Origin of the sequence: Flavobacterium crocinum, from assembly GCF_003122385.1 — a bacterium.
Lineage (GTDB): Bacteria > Bacteroidota > Bacteroidia > Flavobacteriales > Flavobacteriaceae > Flavobacterium > Flavobacterium crocinum.
In genome coordinates, this window is record NZ_CP029255.1 from 1,346,029 (window position 1) to 1,363,877 (window position 17,849).

A 17,849-nucleotide genomic window follows, 5' to 3' on the forward strand; every position below is an offset into this window, starting at 1 on the left:
TCTTACTATTTTTGATCTTTATCAGTTAATGGAATTGCTGCCATACTAATTTTTTTACGGTCGATATCTCTACCTAAAAGGATATTCTTTTCAGTATCGATGGTAACTTTCTCTAATTTCTGAGTATAGTTATTTTGGTTGATAACAGAATCTTTTTCAAATTCTCTTGGACCTTCAATAACCCAGTCATTCACATCTTTGTGATCAAAACGACAGCTGTTGCAGATGAATTCTTCTACTTCATGGTACTCGTCTTTACGACCAGTTACACGTTGGATTTCTCCACCAAACATCCAAACTGTAGTTTTACCGCAACATCCCGGAGTTGTACATTCTCTGTGTGCATTGTAAGGTTTGTTAAACCAAACTCTTGATTTAAAACGGAAAGTTTTATCGGTTAAAGCTCCAACCGGACAAACATCAATCATGTTTCCGGAGAACTCGTTGTCGATTGCTTTAGATATTCCTGTTGAAATATTAGCGTGGTCACCACGGTCTAATACACCGTGAACTCTGTTGTCTGTCAATTGATCTGCAACTTGTACACATCTTTGGCATAAGATACAACGGTTCATATGCAGTTGAATATTTGGACCAATATCTTCCGGTTCAAATGTTCTTTTCTCTTCAATATAACGTGATTTTGGGTTTCCGTGCTCAAAACTTAAATTTTGAAGATCACATTCTCCCGCCTGATCACAAATTGGACAGTCTAATGGGTGGTTGATTAATAGAAATTCTGTTACAGATTTACGCGCTTCGGTAACTCTGGCAGAAGATTTACTGTTTACTTCCATTCCGTCCATACATCCTGTTACACAAGATGCCATAAGTTTTGGCATTGGTCTTGGATCAGCTTCACTACCTTTAGAAACTTCAACTAAACAACAACGGCATTTTCCGCCACTGCCTTTTAATTTTGAGTAATAGCACATGGCTGGCGGCACCAAATCTCCACCAATCATACGTGCAGCCTGCAGGATCGTTGTTCCTGGTTCTACGTCTATACTTTGACCGTCTATGGTTACTTTCATCTCTTTATGATTTGAATGTTGAAAGTCGGAATATTGAAAAGAATTGCTGTCCTTTTTAACATTATGAACTTTATAACTTTCTGCTTTTTATATTATACGATTACTTTACCGCCAACTAAATGTTTCACTTGTGAAAATGGTTCAGCGACAAAGTGATCTCTATTTTTGATTTTTTCAGGGAAACGAACGTGATATTCGAACTCATCTCTAAAGTGACGAATTGCAGCTGCTACTGGCCAGGAAGCTGCGTCTCCTAGAGGACAGATTGTGTTTCCTTCAATTTTACTCTGAATGCTCCACAATAATTCGATATCTTCTTCACGGCCTTGACCGTTTTCGATTCTCCATAGAATTTTTTCCAACCATCCTGTTCCTTCACGGCAAGGTGTACATTGTCCGCAAGATTCGTGGTGGTAGAAACGAGCAAAGTTCCAAGTGTTTCTAACCACACAAGCAGTGTCATTGTAAACAATAAATCCTCCAGAACCTAACATAGATCCGGTAGCAAAACCACCATCACTTAAAGATTCGTAAGTCATTAAACGATCTTCGCCGTTTGCTGTTTTGAAAATCAATTCAGCTGGTAAGATTGGCACAGAAGAACCTCCAGGTACAAATGCTTTTAATGGACGACTTGATGACATTCCTCCTAGATATTCATCAGAATTCATGAATTCGTCAACGCTTAAACCTAATTCAATTTCGTAAACACCAGGATTTTTAATGTGTCCTGAAGCAGAAATTAATTTAGTTCCAGTAGAACGTCCAATCCCAATTTTTGCATAATCATCACCAGAATTGTTCACAATCCAAGGCACCGTTGCGATAGTTTCAACGTTGTTTACCACTGTTGGGTTTGCCCAAAGACCAGAAACCGCTGGGAAAGGTGGTTTAATACGAGGATTTCCTCTTTTACCTTCCAATGATTCGATTAATGCTGTTTCTTCTCCACAGATATATGCTCCGGCTCCACAGTGAACGTGAAGTTCCAAATCATAACCTGATCCTAATATATTTTTTCCTAACCATCCGGCAGCTTTTGCTTCGGCGATTGCTCTTTCTAAGATTTTGAAAACCCACATATATTCTCCACGAATGTAGATATAAGATAGGTTAGCACCTAAAGCGTAGCTGGAAGTAATCATTCCCTCGATCAATAAGTGAGGAATATATTCCATCAAAAATCTGTCTTTGAATGTTCCCGGCTCCGATTCGTCGGCGTTACACACTAAGTGTCTTGGTCTTCCTGATTTTTTGTCAATAAAGCTCCATTTCATTCCTGCAGGGAAACCTGCACCACCACGACCACGTAATCCTGATTTTTTTACTTCCTCAGTTACTTCGTCTGGAGTTAATGTCTTTAAAGCTTTTTCTACAGAAGCGTAACCACCATTTTGGCGATACACTTCGTAGGTTTTAATTCCAGGAATATTGATTTTATCTAATAATATTTTTTGTGACATCTTATTTATCGTGTAATATTATTTTATCATCTCTACAATCAGCAATGATCTGATCGATTTTTTCTTCTGTCAGTTTTTCTTTGTAGAAATCACCCAACTGCATCATCGGAGCGTATCCGCAAGCACCTAAACATTCTACACCGGCAATTGTGAACATTCCGTCTGGAGTTGTTTCGCCCATTTTAATACCTAATTTTTCAGAAGTATAATCCATCAAATCTTCGGCACCTCTTAAACAACAACAAGAAGTCTGGCAGAACTCAAACATATACTTACCAATTGGCTTTTGGTTGAACATCGTATAGAAAGTAACCACTTCATAAACCTCAATTGGTTTTATCTGAAGAATTTCGGCAACTTTATCTTGAAGTTCAATACTAAGCCAGTTGTTGTGAGCATCCTGAACTTCGTGCAAAACAGGCAATAAAGCTGATTTTTGTTTGCCCTCAGGATAATGACTAATTAATTCATTGATGCGGTTCATCAATGCCTCAGTCATGTTTATTTCTTGTTTGTAATGTTTACGTTCCATTTTTATTTTAGATTTTAGATTTTAGATTTTAGATTTTTTCAATCTTTGTCCGTAATCCATATTCTGCAATCTTTATTAATTTTAGATTTCTGATTTTAGATTTTAGATTTTCCAATCTGAAATCTACATTCTAAAATCTTCAATCTTTTAGGCGTCTAATTCTCCTGCAATTACGTTCAAACTTGACAGAATGATAATTGCATCAGAAAGCATAGCGCCTTTAATCATTTCTGGGAATGCCTGATAATAAATAAAGCATGGTCTTCTGAAATGTAATCTATATGGAGTTCTGCTTCCGTCAGTTACTAAATAGAAACCAAGTTCCCCATTTCCTCCTTCTACAGGGTGATAGATTTCTGCAACTGGTACAGGAACTTCTCCCATTACGATCTTAAAGTGATAAATTAAAGATTCCATAGAAGTGTAAACATCTTCTTTTGGAGGAAGGTAGTAATCCGGAACTTCCGCATGATATTCGTTTCCAGGAGGCATTTTTTCCAATGCCTGACGAATAATGCTTAAACTTTCCCAAACTTCAGCATTACGAACACAGAAACGATCGTAAGTATCTCCTGATTTTCCAACAGGAACAATAAAATCGAAATCTTCATAAGAAGAGTAAGGCTGAGCTACACGTACGTCGTAATCAACTCCTGCAGCACGTAAGTTTGGACCTGTAAATCCGTAAGCCATTGCTTTTTCAGCAGTGATTCCACCTACGTTTACAGTTCTGTCAAGGAAAATTCTGTTTCTCTCGAATAGGTTTTGGAATTCCTGCCAAACCGGAGGGAATTCTTCAAGGAATTTATCTAGTTTTTTGAAAACTTCCGGAGACCAGTCTCTTTCAAAACCACCGATTCTTCCCATATTTGTAGTCAAACGAGCTCCACAAATTTCTTCGTAGATTTCGTAGATTTTTTCTCTAAATTGAAAAACGTATAAGAAACCAGTATACGCACCAGTATCAACCCCTAAGATTCCGTTACAGATAATGTGATCCGTAATACGAGCCAGCTCCATAACGATAACTCTTAAATACTGCGCTCTTTTAGGAACTTCAATACCTAATAGTTTTTCTACTGTCATCCACCATCCCATATTATTAATAGGAGAAGAACAGTAGTTCATACGGTCTGTAAGAGGTGTAATTTGATAAAAAGGACGATTTTCGGCAATTTTTTCGAAAGCTCTGTGGATGTAACCAATAGTTGGCTCAGCCTCAAGAATTTTTTCACCATCCATCAGCAGGATATTCTGAAAAATACCGTGCGTTGCAGGGTGAGTAGGACCTAAATTCAATACAGAAAGTTCGCTTCCGTCTTCGTTTAGTCTCTCCTTAATTATTTTAGCATAACGATGCTCTGGTGGTAATAATAGTTCTGACATTTTATAATGTTGAATTATTTTTTAGCAATTTGTTGTTGTTCTTCCAAAGAATCTGTCGTCTTTGTCGGTTCTTCCGCTGTCTTCCATTGGGAATTCTTTTCGCATTGGATGAGACACCATTTCGTCCATATTTAAAATACGTTTCAATTGTGGGTGACCAATAAAATTGATTCCGTAGAAATCGAACGTTTCTCTTTCCATCCAGTTTGAACTTAGGAAAATATTTGAAACCGATTTAATTTCTGGTTTTTCACCGTTTAAGAAAACTTTGATTTTTAATCTTTTGTTTTCGTACCAGTTGTGTAAATGATAAACAACGGCAAACTGACGCTCACTTTCATTGTCCGGGTAATGAATACCGCATAAGTCAGTTAAGAAATGAAATTTTAATTCCGGATCGTTTTTAAGGAATAGAATCAACGGTGTAATTTTATCAGCTGAAGCTTCTAAAGAAAAAATATCTCTTTCTTGCTGAAAGTTGAAAACATCGTTATTAAATGTTTCAGTAAGTTTATCTTGGATCAGGGTGTTTTCTAAAGCCATCTTATGAGATATTATATGAAGCTAATAATTCTTGATATTCTGGTGAGCTTCTTCTTCTAACAGATTCGCTTTTTACCAGTTCCTGAAGTCTCATTACTCCATCAACAATTTGTTCTGGTCTTGGCGGGCATCCAGGAACGTAAACGTCAACCGGAATTACTTTGTCAATTCCCTGAAGTACAGAATACGTATCGAATACTCCTCCTGAAGAAGCACAGGCTCCAACAGCAATTACCCAGCGTGGCTCTGACATTTGCTCGTAAACTTGTCTTAAGATAGGGGCCATTTTTTTGGAAATAGTTCCCATAACCAATAACATGTCTGCTTGTCTCGGTGAGAAACTCACACGCTCAGAACCAAATCGAGCTAAATCGTAATGAGATGCCATTGTTGCCATGAATTCAATACCACAACATGAAGTTGCAAAAGGAAGCGGCCACAATGAGTTGGCTCTTGCTAAACCAACAACATCACTAAGTTTTGTAGCGAAGAAACCTTCACCAGTAACTCCTTCTGGCGGTGAAACCATATTTACTTTTGAATCGCTCATTTTTATTTTAGATTGTAGATTTCAGATTTTAGATTTTTGACCTTGAAACCGAAATCAATATTTTAAAATTCAATATTGTATTTTGAGATATTATTTTCAAACTTAAAATTCTAAATCAATTTAATCTAAAATCTAAAATCTGAAATCTAATATTCTTTATTCCCATTCTAGTGCTTTCTTCTTGATGATATAGAAGAAACCAACTAAAAGTAAAGACATGAAAACAATCATTTTTAGCATTCCTTCAATTCCTAAGTCTTTGAAGTTAACTGCCCAAGGGTAAAGGAAAATTACCTCTACGTCGAACAATACAAACAAAATAGCAACTAAGAAGTATTTTACAGAGAATGGGATACGTGCGTTACCAACAGATTCGATACCACATTCGAAGTTTTGATCTTTAACTTCAGAGGATCTTTTTGGTCCTAATTTCCCGGAAATAATGATTGTTCCTACCACAAAACCAACAGCCAGAATAAACTGCATTAAAATAGGAATGTAACTGTATTGATCAGATTGCATAAACTTTGTTTTTTTACTTAAAAAGAGAGCCACAAAGATAACTTTCAAGTCTGTAAAACACAAGCTAAAAAAGGTTTTAAGTAGGGTGCAGAACGGCGTTTAGACCTAATTTTTATTGATTATAAATAACATCCAAGAATTTTAATATTTTTTTAAGAAATAGGCAAAAAAAAACGTCCCGATACTTCGGGACGTCTTTTGAGACCATTCAGAGGCAAAAAAAATAAATTGCTATATTTTTCTTAGATTACTGCTACTTTAGCAGCAACTTTCCCTTTTCTTCCTTCTTCTTCTTCATAGCTTACACGGTCACCTTCGCGTAATTCTTCCGCGTTAATTCCTGAAGCGTGAACGAAGATATCCTTTCCTGTTTCTTCGTCTGTAATGAATCCATAACCTTTAGACTCATTGAAAAATTTTACTGTACCTGTACGCATTGTAATTGTAATAATAATTTATAATAAAGCAAATGTAACATATTAACTAATACAAAAGACAAGTACGTGTTAATTTTTTGTAAAAATTATTGATTTCCAGTGTTTTTACGTGGTTTATTGAAGCAAAATTCATATAGAATACCATAATTTGAGAATCGTTAATTGTAAGAATCCTAAAAACTGAAACTTGTAAGAAAAAATTAATGCAATAAGTTTAGAAATTGCAATTAAAATTTTGAAGCGGAGATAAAAAAAGCGACTGAAAATTTTCAGTCGCTTTAAGAATTTTAATCACTTTATTTTTATATTGAAGCAAGTTTAATATGTAATTCTTTCAATTGCGCATCATCAATTGCGGCTGGTGCATCGATCATTACATCACGTCCGGAATTGTTTTTCGGGAACGCAATAAAATCTCTAATCGTTTCCTGACCTCCTAAAATGGCAACCAATCTGTCCAATCCAAAAGCTAATCCTCCATGAGGAGGCGCTCCAAATTGGAAAGCATCCATTAAGAATCCGAATTGTGCTTTTGCTTCTTCTTCGGTAAAGCCTAAATATTTAAACATTAATTGTTGAGTTGCTTTATCGTGAATACGAATAGATCCTCCTCCAATTTCGTTTCCGTTTAAAACCATATCGTAAGCATTGGCACGAACTTTTCCTGGTTCTGTTTCCAACAAAGCCATATCTTCCGGTTTTGGAGAAGTAAAAGGGTGGTGCATTGCATGGTAACGGCCGCTTTCTTCGTCCAATTCCAATAATGGGAAATCTACAACCCATAATGGAGCAAATTCTTCTGGATTACGTAATCCTAAACGAGTTGCTAATTCCATACGAAGTGCAGATAATTGTGCTCTAGTTTTGTTTGCTGGTCCAGAAAGTACAAAAATCATATCTCCAGGATTAGCTTCTGTAGCTTTTGCCCAATTTGCCAAATCGTCCTGATCGTAGAATTTATCTACAGATGATTTGAAAGTTCCGTCTTCATTACATTTTACGTAAACCATTCCAGATGCTCCAACTTGAGGACGTTTTACCCAGTCAATTAATCCGTCGATTTCTTTACGGGTATAATTTCCTGCTCCAGGAACTGCAATTCCGACAACTAATTCAGCTGAATTGAAAACTGGGAATTCTTTATGTTGTGCAAATTCGTTTAGTTCGCCAAACTTCATCCCAAAACGAATGTCCGGTTTGTCATTTCCGTATGTTTTCATAGCATAATCGTAGGTAATTCTAGGGAATTTGTCTACTTCAATGCCTTTAATTTCTTTTAATAAATGTCTTGTCAATCCTTCGAAAATATTTAAAATATCTTCTTGTTCTACAAATGCCATTTCGCAGTCGATCTGAGTAAATTCCGGCTGACGGTCTGCACGTAAATCTTCGTCACGGAAACATTTTACGATTTGGAAATATTTATCCATTCCACCTACCATCAATAATTGTTTGAAAGTTTGTGGAGATTGTGGTAAAGCATAAAATTGTCCTTCGTTCATACGGCTTGGTACGACGAAATCTCTTGCTCCTTCCGGAGTAGATTTAATTAAGTAAGGTGTTTCAACTTCGCAGAAATCTAAATCAGATAAATATTTACGAACTTCCATTGCCACTTTGTGACGGAACAATAAGCTGTTTTTTACCGGATTTCTTCTGATATCTAGATAACGATATTTCATTCTAATATCTTCACCACCATCTGTTTTATCTTCAATTGTAAATGGAGGTGTTAAAGCAGAATTTAAAATTTTTAATTCTGTAACAAAAATTTCAATGTCACCCGTTGGAATATTTGGATTTTTAGATTCTCTTTCTATTACTTTTCCTTTAACTTGAATTACAAATTCACGTCCAAGAGTTTTTGCTAATTCGAAGATGTTTTTTTCTGAACGTTCTTTGTCAAATAATAACTGAGTAATTCCATAACGATCTCGTAAGTTAACCCAATTTAAGAATCCTTTATCATTAGAGTTTTGAACCCAGCCCGCAAGTGTAACTTCGGTATTAATATTTGAAGCGTTTAATTCGCCGCAATTATGACTTCTATACATAATCTCAATTTTAGACTGCAAAAGTAAATACAAAATTCAAGATAATATAGTAAAGTGATAAACTTGATGTATAGAATTTTAAATATTTTGTTAATTCTTAAATTAGGAAGCTTTAAATTCTTTAGTTTTGAATCACTAAAAAACTAATAATATACCTATGAAAAAACTTTTTGTTGCAGGTTTGGTAATTTTTAATGCTTTGAACGTTATCGGACAAAGTAAGGATGCAATTAAATTCACGGCTAAAATCGCAAATAGAAACAGCGACACTTTAGTAATTAGAGGAAAGGATAATTTCAAACAAGTAATTCCAATAAATAAAAAAGAGGTATTTGCAGCCACTTTTGATGCTCCAAAAGGATTTTACATGTTTTCTGACGGAACGGAATCTTCAAACTTGTTTTTAAAACCAAATTCAGAAGTGAATCTGACTATGAATGCAAAAGAATTTGACGAGACTATTGTATATAAAGGTAAAGGGGTAAATGAAAGTAACTTTTTAGCACAGCAGGCTTTAAAAGATGAAAGTTTTCAAAAAGATGCTTTTTCAAAAGAAAGTGGAGAATTTACCGCTTTATTGGATGCTAAATTAAAAGCAGATACTGAAAGCCTTGAAAAAGGTGATTTGGATCCGGAATTTAAAGTTGCATTAAAACGCAGCATTGAAGGTTTCAATAAGTATGCTTCAGAAGAATATGAAAGAGCGGCAAAAGCCAATAAAATGGTTGGAAAAGCGTCACCAGGTTTTGACTACGAAAATTTTAAAGGTGGCAAAACAAAACTTTCTGACTTAAAAGGTAAATATGTTTACATCGATCTTTGGGCGACATGGTGCGCACCTTGCAGAGCTGAGATTCCATACCTTCAAAAGATTGAAGAAAAATATCACGGTAAGAATATCGAATTCGTAAGCATTTCTATTGATAAATTAAAAGATAATGAAAAATGGAAAAAATTTGTAACCGATAAACATCTTGGAGGTGTACAGCTTTTTGCTGATAAAGATTGGGAATCTGAGTTTGTAGTTAATTATGGTGTAACCGGAATTCCGAGATTTATTTTAATTGATCCTCAGGGAAATGTTGTGAAATCTGATGCGCCTAGACCATCTGATCCTGAGCTTGATAAACAGCTAAGTACATTATTGAACTAAATTATTTACGAAATTTCTAACGTTATCGTAAAATCAGGTTTTTTATAAAATACCAGTAAAACCAGTGCTTAAGCGCTGGTTTTTTTATTTTCAGCAAATTTCCAATGTTAAGTTTTTATTCAATGTTACCAAATTGTTAAGTAAAAGTTTTTTTAATGTAAACTATTAACTATATTTGATAACAATTTAGTAACATTCAATAACATTTAATACCTGACGATATGAAAAAGTGTGTGATTTTAGCGGCTGTGTTATTCTCTGGAATTTTAACAGCACAAGAAGGTAAACCTGAGTTAGAAGCTGTTGGAAATAAAGTAAAAGCAACTTACTATTATGAGAATGGCAAAATACAGCAGGAAGGCTTTTTTAAGGATGGAAAATTGGACGGTATCTGGGTAGCTTATGATGAAAATGGAAATAAAAAAACCGTTGGAGAATACGCAGACGGATTAAAAACCGGAAACTGGATCTATTTTGAAGCCAATAGTCTTAAAGAAGTTGCTTATGTAGATAACAAAGTTAGTTCAGTTAAAAACTTACAGAAAAATGCTTTAGCAAACAGAAACTAATTTAGTTTCGAAAATTATAGAATCGTCTCGTTTTTTTAACGAGACGGTTTTTTTTATGCCTTAGATTTTTTGCTTTTGTAGTTTCTTCCGTACCAGATTATAAAGCCGGTAACTGGAAGTGCCGCTGCAAATAAACTGACTATAAAAGCAATGATTTTTCCGGGAAGATCTAATATTTGTCCTGTGTGAATTCCGTAATTCATTTCGACAAGTTGTAAGCCAAGAGTTTTTTTATCGAAAATCTGACTTTGGACTAATTTTCCGCTTGATGGATGAAAGTAATAATTGCTTTGATGATCGTAACGTAAAGTATGCGGATAAGCCCCAGTGCTTATAACAGCTCCCTTTTGCTGCGGAATCAATACAAACATCATCTCTGCGTCTGGTTGTAGTTTTGTGGTTTGAATAAAAGCACGGTCAATTGCCGTAATTGAATTGGTTTTAAATTGTGTTGTGTCGATTAGGGGAAGTTTTGTTTCCACTGCTTTGTCTCCACCAAAATTGAACGTTTTGTAAATTCCATCGCCAACCCATTCATAAGTAAACGTAAGTCCGGTTATGGCTAAAATTAATGCTACAAGCGAAATGTAAAAGCCGGTGGTATTGTGCCAGTCGTAGTTGACACGGCGCCATTTGGCAGACCATTTTATGGTTAGACTTCTTTTTAAATCGGATCTTTTTTTGGGCCACCATTGTATAATTCCCGAAATCAGTAAAAGAATAAAAATGATGGTTGCTCCGCCAATAATATGCTTTCCTATATAATCGGGAAGCAGTAAATACAAATGAATATATTCGACAATTATAAAAAAATCGGTTTTAGGATTTTCGGTTTTTAAATATTGACCTGTATAAGGATTAAAGTAGAGATATAGATTTTCTGTATCAGAATAAGTATAAACAATTGCCGAACGGTTTTTACCATAATAAGAAACCATGCTGGCTTTATTCTTCGGAAGGATTTTTTTAGCTTTTTCTTCTAAAACCGAAGGCAGAATAAAAGGTTTGTTCTGAGGTTCGACTAAACGCCATTCTTTTCTGGTAATGTCTTTTATTTCATCATGGAAACAGAAAATACAGCCCGTAATACTGATTATAAAAACAATAAGCCCGGAAATTAACCCGAGCCATTTATGTAGAAATCGTATTGTAGTTTTGAATCCCATTTTTTGATTAAAAGCGTAAAATTATGCTCAAAATCTGTATGGGACAAATTATTCTAAAGTATTTTGGTTGTAAGTGTAAGTGTTTTGCAAAAGAAAAATCTCGTAAAGTCGCTAAGTCGCAAAGTTTTATTTGATATTTCTTTGCGGCTTAGCGCCTTTGCAAGATTAAAAAAACTGTGTGTCTTAGCGCCTTTGTGGCAAAAAAAATTAAACCACTATTTTCTTAGGTTTTAAATGATAAGCCACATATAATGAAATTGAAGCCAGGAAAATCCAGAAAACATCAATAAAGAAAATCTGAATTTTGTTTTCCATAAAGGAAGTCCAAAACCATTCTCCAGAAACAATTCCGTTGGTAATTGGAATTAGAAAACCTAAAATACTTCCTGAAATCAAACAGAATTTATTGGTAAATCCATCATTCTTTTTAATGATAAAAAATATCGCCAGCAGTAGCCATCCGCCAAAATAAAGCCTGAATAGATTCGCTTGGCTTAAAGGATAGAAAATTTTACTACCAATAAAAGCCAAAGCCGTAATTGGATACATACTTAGACAGATTGCCAAATAAATACGGACAACTGCAGCGTTGAAACGTCTTTTCTTTTCGGGCATATTGTTTTTCTGTCTGGCAACCAGCCAAATCATAACTCCGGAAATAATGACAAAACAAGTTATGATTCCTAAAATAAAGCTCACAATTTTTAAAGCATATCCTCCATAATCTCCAAAGTGAATACGATATAAAATCGTTTTAACGCCGTCAAGATAATTGTTTTGAGAGATTGGATTTTTTTTAGCTATTTCTTTTCCGTCAGATACACGGTAAACAACTTTTCCAACACCAACAAATTTTTTATAAGACAACAATTCACCTTCAACTAAGACATGCATGTTAATGTCTCCGTAATTTTGAATAATTACACGAGTAATTTCGAAATCTTTCCAGTTGCTTTTTGCCTTTGCAATCAATTCATTAATATTAAACGGATCTGCTAATTTTTTGTATTCAAATTTATAGTCAGGATCGTTGTACTCTAACTCCTGATACAACTTTTTGTCGTCTCCTTCATAAAGAGCCATTACTGCCGGAGCTACAATTAAAAGTTTAATCATAAAAAAAGCACCGGTAACAGCATAAACAAATTGAAATGGCAAACCAATCATTCCCAATGCAGTGTGAGCATCTGTCCAAAGTGTTTTTAATTTCTCTTTTGGACGGAAAATGTAAAAGTTTGACACAATTTTTTTCCAATGCAATAAAACTCCGGTTACAATTGCAAATAAGAAAAACAAAGCAGTAAATCCTGAAAGGTAATATCCTGCCGGATATGGAATTTGCGCCAAAAAGTGCAGACGGTACAAAAGTTCTCCCAAAGAATAAGATTCTTCGTAAGTGTAAGATTTGAAATTTTTAGTATTAAGATAGAAAAAAGAGCCTTCTTTTTGTTTGGCTGGAGCCAAAGTATCTTTGGTTCCTTCCATATAAACAGCAACTCTGTCTTCTACAGATGGTTTAGAAATCGTAATATTTCTTCCATGCAGAATATGTTTTTTGTCAAGATCTTTTAGTGCTTTATTGTAGTCTAATTGAATTTCTCTTGTAATTGCAGTGGATTCACTTCTTTCCCAATTGATGATTTCATCTCTAAAAAAAGAAAAAGACCCAGCAAAGAAAATGACAAAAAGAACTACGCTGATGACAATACCGCTAACAGTATGAGTATGGAAGTAAATATTATAATGACGGTTATTCATAAAATTATTTTGCCGTTGGATGGTAGGTTTGACCTAAGTAAATAAAAAGACAGAAAACTAAAGTAAGAAGGATGTAAATTCCCCAGATTTTCCAGGCGCTTTTGGCTAAAAAAGCAATAACCATAAGTGCAACCCAAAGCATAAAGCCGCTGTAAGCCATTGTCATTAAAACATTAGCTCGGTTAAACCAGGCTGCAAGTGCAAGATGAAAAGAAACAGCGACGAAATAACCGCCTAATATTGCTGCAGTAATTTTAAGAAAACGCGGCAAAAAGGCTGGAGTTAGATATTTTGGATTTGCTGGCATTGGTTAATTGATTTAAGGGTAATAAAATTCTAAAATAGCAATGATGATCAAAAGTGCTAAAAGTGCTTTATGATTTATTTTTTTGAGTGGTGCTAAAACGATAATTAAGCTTCCAACAGTCATTAACTGAATAAAAAACATCAAAGTGCCACAACCTAAAGATTGTGTAAAAAGCCACATTATATAAGCCGTTAATAATAATGTTAATCCGATAATTTTAGTTTGTTTTGGATTTTTCTGCATCCATTTTTCAAAGCCCAAATCATAGGACAGAACTGCTCTTTTTGAAGTGTAATAAAGAGTATAAAAAGCTAGAAAAACAAAAAGACTGGCGATTGTAATCATAATCTTTAAAATTTAAAAAACACCTTTCTCCTAAAAGAAAGGTGTTTGAAATGTTTTTTATTAAAATCTGTATGAGAAACTTGCAACCACGCTTCTAGCATCTTTAGGGTGAACTGTTGACCATCCATCGTAAATGTCTTCATTTGCAATGTTGTTCACTTTTAATGTTAAAGTGTATTTCTCAGTTCCGTAAAAGATAGAAGAGTTTAGTACTGTATATTCTGGAATTGTAAACACTCCAGCTACGGTTCTGTTCATGATTTTATTGTCACTTGCATAGTTACCACCAAAACCTAAACCAAATCCTTTTAACTCACCTTGTGTGAATTTATAACTTGCCCAAAGGTTTGCTAAATTCTGTGGTCCAGCACTTTCAGGTCTGTGATTTACGAAATCTGGCAGTCCTGCAGTTAAAAGAGCATCGTTATAACTGTATCCTAATACAATGTTTAGGCCGTCAATTGGGTTTGCAACAATTTCTGCTTCAAAACCTTTGTTTCTTTGTGCACCGTTATCATAACTAATCGTAGTTGTTGCTCCATAATCGGTGTAAACCATATCTCTTACTTTAGTATCATAGTAGCTAAAAGTAGCATATAATTTTTCTTTGAATACATTTAATTTTGTACCCACTTCAAATTGAGCGGCATGTTCTGGTGAGAATGTTCTAGGTGTTCTAGTGCCATCAGCAGCGACATCAGTAATTGGTGATGGGTTTACAAAACCATCCATGTAGTTGGCAAAAATCGAAACTTTATCAATAATTGGCTGGTAAACTAAACCAAATTTTGGAGAGAAAGTAGTTTGGTTAAAATCATCAGATTTTGTTGTTACATCTCCTGAATTCATGAAACGGTCTATACGTAAACTTGCCATAGCAGAAAGGGCAGGCGTAATATTGATTACGTTAGATACATAAGCACTAAAAACTTCTTGTTTTTGTTTGGTGTTGTTTACAGGAACCGTGGATAATGCAGCTTCAGCATGAGCTTTTGATAAATTACCATTGTCTCCATTTGTGATATAGTCATTAGGATCTGTAATTCCATATACATTTTCGTTTACAGTTTGTAAAGGATCATTTCCAATATAAATAAGACTTTCATTGTAAAGATATCCTGATCCATTATCAACTTGCATTCTGTTGAAATAATCTAAACCAGCAACAATTCTGTTTCTTAAGTTTCCAATTTTAAAATCGCCAATAAAATTTTGCTGAATATCGGTTGTTAATGTTTTAGAATCATTATTTGTAAATGATCTTCCAAGAACAATTCCGTCATTAATGCCACTAAAATTGCTTGTGATTTCATATAGATAAGCATAGTATCCTAGTGATTTCGCAGAGCTTCTTGCAAGAACTGTTTGTGAAGTCCATTGGTCAGAAATTTTATAATTCATCTGCCCCTGAAGACTATACGATGGTGTTTTAAGCGTTAACTGATTACTAGTGTAAGAACGTTTGTTGTCATATCTCAATTCGTCAATGTTGTGAACGCGAAGAGGAGAAAAACGATCTAAAAACAACATAGTAGGATTTGTACTTTCACTACTTAAAAACTCAGTATTAACTAAGAATGATAATCTTTCATTCACTTCATAAGAAAGAGAAGGAGCTACAAATAAAGATTTTCTAAAACCTGCATCTTGAAAACTATCCTCATCATGATAAGCAGCATTTATACGAAAGTTTACTTTATGTTCGTCGTCAAGAGGAGTGTTAACATCTGCAGTAACTCTGTTTAAACCGTAGCTTCCGGCAGTATAACTTATTTCTCCTCCAAAATGGTCATAAGGTTTTTTTGTAGTGATGTTGATTAAACCTCCATAAGAGATTAAACTGCTTCCAAATAAAGTTCCAGATGGGCCTTTGATTACTTCAATTTTATCAATATTAGCAGGGTCTAAACTTCCGTTAGATAAACCTGGAAGTCCATTAATCATAGTGGGTTGAACAGCAAATCCTCTTAGAGAGAAATAACCAGCACCATCTCCGCCACGGCCAGTTGATGCCCAAAGCTGTGTTAAGCCTGGAGAGTTTTTAAGAGCATCATCAAGGTTAGTTACAACTTGTTCTTTTAATAACTCGCCGGTAATAGTACTGTAAACCTGTGGGTTTTCAAGATTTTTAAGAGGTAATCTTGATACTTGCTGTGTTTCTTTACGTGCCAATGGGTTTTTTCTATTCCCATTTACTACGATTTCATTTAGTTCCTGAGAATTTTCACTGATTCTAAAGTCTTCTATAATAGAATCACCGCTATTTAGGCTAACGCTTTTTTCTTTTGAAGAGTATCCAATTCCAGAAACTTTAATTACATAGTTTCCAGGTTTGATGTTTTTAATTTCATAGAAACCATTTGCATCTGTAACTGTTCCTATTTTAGTTCCTTTTAATACTACAGAAACATTGTCTGCAGCCTGACTATTTGTTAAGCTAATTTGACCTTTAATAGTTGCTTTTTCTTGAGCTAAAGCCGGTACGCTTGTCAATAAAGCAAAACAAAAACTCAAAAAAGAAATCGAAAATTTTAATTTCATTTTTATTTAGAATTGATTTTAATAGCGCAAATGTAAGCCTTGGACGCTTATCACGCAAGATTTATTTTTATTTATTCCAAATTAAACGCCTTAATTTTAGTTTAAAATTTCCTTAAATAAGAATTAGATTAAAAAAAGAAAACCCCGCTCTGGAAAGAGCAGGGTTTCTATATATTAAAGATGTTTTAGAATTATAGTTCTAAAGCACGTTTTGCATCGCCATTCATTAATAATTCTACCGGATTTTCTAAAGCTTCTTTTACAGCAACCAAGAAACCAACAGACTCACGTCCATCGATAATTCTGTGATCGTAAGAAAGCGCAACGTACATCATTGGATGAATTTCAACTTTTCCGTTTACAGCAATAGGACGCTCGATAATGTTGTGCATTCCTAAGATTCCTGACTGAGGAGGGTTGATGATTGGAGTTGATAACATACTTCCAAAAACACCACCGTTAGTAATTGTGAAAGTTCCTCCAGTCATATCGTCCACTGTAATTTGACCATCACGAGCTCTTAAAGCTAATCTTTTGATTTCAGCTTCAATGCCACGGAAAGTTAACAATTCAGCATTACGAACAACAGGAACCATTAATCCTTTTGGTCCGGAAACTGCGATAGAGATATCAGCAAAATCGTAAGCGATTTTGTAATCACCATCCATCATAGAGTTTACATCCGGATATAATTGTAAAGCTCTTGTAACTGCTTTTGTAAAGAATGACATGAAACCTAAACCTAAACCACCATGTTTAGCTTTGAAAGCATCTTTGTATTCGTTACGAATTTGGTTAATTGGCGTCATGTTTACTTCGTTAAAAGTAGTAAGCATAGCTGTTTCGTTTTTAGCTGAAACTAATCTTTCTGCTACTTTACGACGCAACATAGATAATTTTGTACGCTCAGTTCCACGGCTTCCACCAGTTGGAGTTCCCATAGATGGTACTGCATTTACAGCATCATCTTTAGTAATTCTTCCACCTTTACCAGTTCCTGAAACTGTTGCCGGAGCAATATTTTTCTCGTCTAATATTTTTCTTGCTGCAGGAGATGGAGTTCCAGCTGCATAACTTGTAGCTGCCGGAGCCTGAACTGGTTCTGCTTTTGGAGCTTCAGCTTTTACTTCTGCCTTTGGAGCTTCCGCTTTTGGAGCCTCAGCTGCCGGAGCTGCCGGTGCATCGCCTGCTGGTTTTGCAGCATCTGTATCAATTAAACAAACTACAGCGCCAACTGCTACTGTATCACCTTCTTCAGCTTTTAGTGTAATTACACCGCTCATTTCAGCAGGTAACTCAAGAGTAGCTTTATCTGAATCAACTTCAGCAATAGCCTGATCTTTTTCTACATAATCTCCGTCTTTTACTAACCAAGTTGCAATTTCAACTTCTTTTATTGATTCCCCTGGTGATGGGACTTTCATTTCTAAAATCATCTTATTTCTTTGTTTAAGGTTTTTATGGTTTCAATCCCGATAGCTATCGGGAC

General features: G+C 35.0%; 17 protein-coding genes. 2 read left to right on the forward strand and 15 right to left on the reverse strand.

Annotated features, from left to right (window positions below; all coding sequences use genetic code 11):
* Nucleotides 1-5: 5 nt before the first annotated feature.
* The 9 genes from HYN56_RS06260 to aspS form a co-directional block, all read right to left on the reverse strand.
* Nucleotides 6-1,034, reverse strand: coding sequence for a 2Fe-2S iron-sulfur cluster-binding protein (locus HYN56_RS06260; RefSeq protein ID WP_091490522.1), 1,029 nt, complete (start codon nt 1,032-1,034; stop codon nt 6-8).
* A 92-nt stretch (nt 1,035-1,126) separates the two neighbouring features.
* A complete protein-coding gene (nuoF, locus tag HYN56_RS06265; RefSeq protein WP_109191391.1) occupies nt 1,127-2,497 on the reverse strand; it encodes an NADH-quinone oxidoreductase subunit NuoF in 1,371 nt (456 codons plus the stop codon).
* 1 nt (nt 2,498) lies between these two features.
* Nucleotides 2,499-3,029 carry a complex I 24 kDa subunit family protein gene (locus tag HYN56_RS06270; protein WP_057115709.1) on the reverse strand — a complete coding sequence of 177 codons (531 nt, stop codon included), beginning with the start codon at nt 3,027-3,029 and terminating at the stop codon, nt 2,499-2,501.
* A 147-nt stretch (nt 3,030-3,176) separates the two neighbouring features.
* Nucleotides 3,177-4,415, reverse strand: coding sequence for an NADH-quinone oxidoreductase subunit D (locus HYN56_RS06275; RefSeq protein ID WP_095929651.1), 1,239 nt, complete (start codon nt 4,413-4,415; stop codon nt 3,177-3,179).
* A gap of 21 nt (nt 4,416-4,436) precedes the next feature.
* Nucleotides 4,437-4,958: an NADH-quinone oxidoreductase subunit C gene (locus HYN56_RS06280; RefSeq protein WP_109191392.1), complete on the reverse strand. Its 522-nt coding sequence runs from the start codon at nt 4,956-4,958 to the stop codon at nt 4,437-4,439.
* 1 nt (nt 4,959) lies between these two features.
* A complete protein-coding gene (locus tag HYN56_RS06285; protein ID WP_091490528.1) occupies nt 4,960-5,508 on the reverse strand; it encodes an NADH-quinone oxidoreductase subunit B in 549 nt (182 codons plus the stop codon).
* Nucleotides 5,509-5,664: 156 nt separating this feature from the next.
* Nucleotides 5,665-6,030: an NADH-quinone oxidoreductase subunit A gene (locus tag HYN56_RS06290; RefSeq protein ID WP_091490530.1), complete on the reverse strand. Its 366-nt coding sequence runs from the start codon at nt 6,028-6,030 to the stop codon at nt 5,665-5,667.
* Nucleotides 6,031-6,272: 242 nt separating this feature from the next.
* The gene (locus HYN56_RS06295) at nt 6,273-6,467 is read right to left on the reverse strand and encodes a cold-shock protein (protein ID WP_007137066.1); all 195 of its coding nucleotides are present in this window, start codon (nt 6,465-6,467) and stop codon (nt 6,273-6,275) included.
* Between the two features lie 302 nt (nt 6,468-6,769).
* Complete coding sequence (aspS, locus tag HYN56_RS06300; RefSeq protein WP_109191393.1) at nt 6,770-8,521, reverse strand: aspartate--tRNA ligase; 1,752 nt, start codon at nt 8,519-8,521, stop codon at nt 6,770-6,772.
* A gap of 157 nt (nt 8,522-8,678) precedes the next feature.
* On the opposite strand from aspS, the gene HYN56_RS06305 reads away from it, so the two are divergent.
* Nucleotides 8,679-9,674, forward strand: coding sequence for a TlpA family protein disulfide reductase (locus HYN56_RS06305; RefSeq protein ID WP_109191394.1), 996 nt, complete (start codon nt 8,679-8,681; stop codon nt 9,672-9,674).
* A 221-nt stretch (nt 9,675-9,895) separates the two neighbouring features.
* Complete coding sequence (locus HYN56_RS06310; protein ID WP_109191395.1) at nt 9,896-10,243, forward strand: toxin-antitoxin system YwqK family antitoxin; 348 nt, start codon at nt 9,896-9,898, stop codon at nt 10,241-10,243.
* 53 nt (nt 10,244-10,296) lie between these two features.
* Here the strand turns inward: HYN56_RS06310 and HYN56_RS06315 are convergent, their stop codons facing one another.
* From HYN56_RS06315 to odhB, 6 genes are all read right to left on the reverse strand, one after another.
* The gene (locus HYN56_RS06315; RefSeq protein WP_109191396.1) at nt 10,297-11,409 is read right to left on the reverse strand and encodes a PepSY-associated TM helix domain-containing protein; all 1,113 of its coding nucleotides are present in this window, start codon (nt 11,407-11,409) and stop codon (nt 10,297-10,299) included.
* A 207-nt stretch (nt 11,410-11,616) separates the two neighbouring features.
* The gene (locus tag HYN56_RS06320) at nt 11,617-13,167 is read right to left on the reverse strand and encodes a PepSY-associated TM helix domain-containing protein (protein ID WP_109191397.1); all 1,551 of its coding nucleotides are present in this window, start codon (nt 13,165-13,167) and stop codon (nt 11,617-11,619) included.
* 4 nt (nt 13,168-13,171) lie between these two features.
* Entirely contained in the window at nt 13,172-13,474 is a 303-nt protein-coding gene (locus HYN56_RS06325; RefSeq protein ID WP_109191398.1) for a hypothetical protein, read from the reverse strand.
* Nucleotides 13,475-13,486: 12 nt separating this feature from the next.
* Nucleotides 13,487-13,819: a hypothetical protein gene (locus tag HYN56_RS06330; protein ID WP_109191399.1), complete on the reverse strand. Its 333-nt coding sequence runs from the start codon at nt 13,817-13,819 to the stop codon at nt 13,487-13,489.
* Between the two features lie 60 nt (nt 13,820-13,879).
* Entirely contained in the window at nt 13,880-16,360 is a 2,481-nt protein-coding gene (locus tag HYN56_RS06335) for a TonB-dependent receptor (protein WP_109191400.1), read from the reverse strand.
* 191 nt (nt 16,361-16,551) lie between these two features.
* The gene (odhB, locus tag HYN56_RS06340; RefSeq protein ID WP_109191401.1) at nt 16,552-17,796 is read right to left on the reverse strand and encodes a 2-oxoglutarate dehydrogenase complex dihydrolipoyllysine-residue succinyltransferase; all 1,245 of its coding nucleotides are present in this window, start codon (nt 17,794-17,796) and stop codon (nt 16,552-16,554) included.
* Nucleotides 17,797-17,849 lie beyond the last annotated feature (53 nt).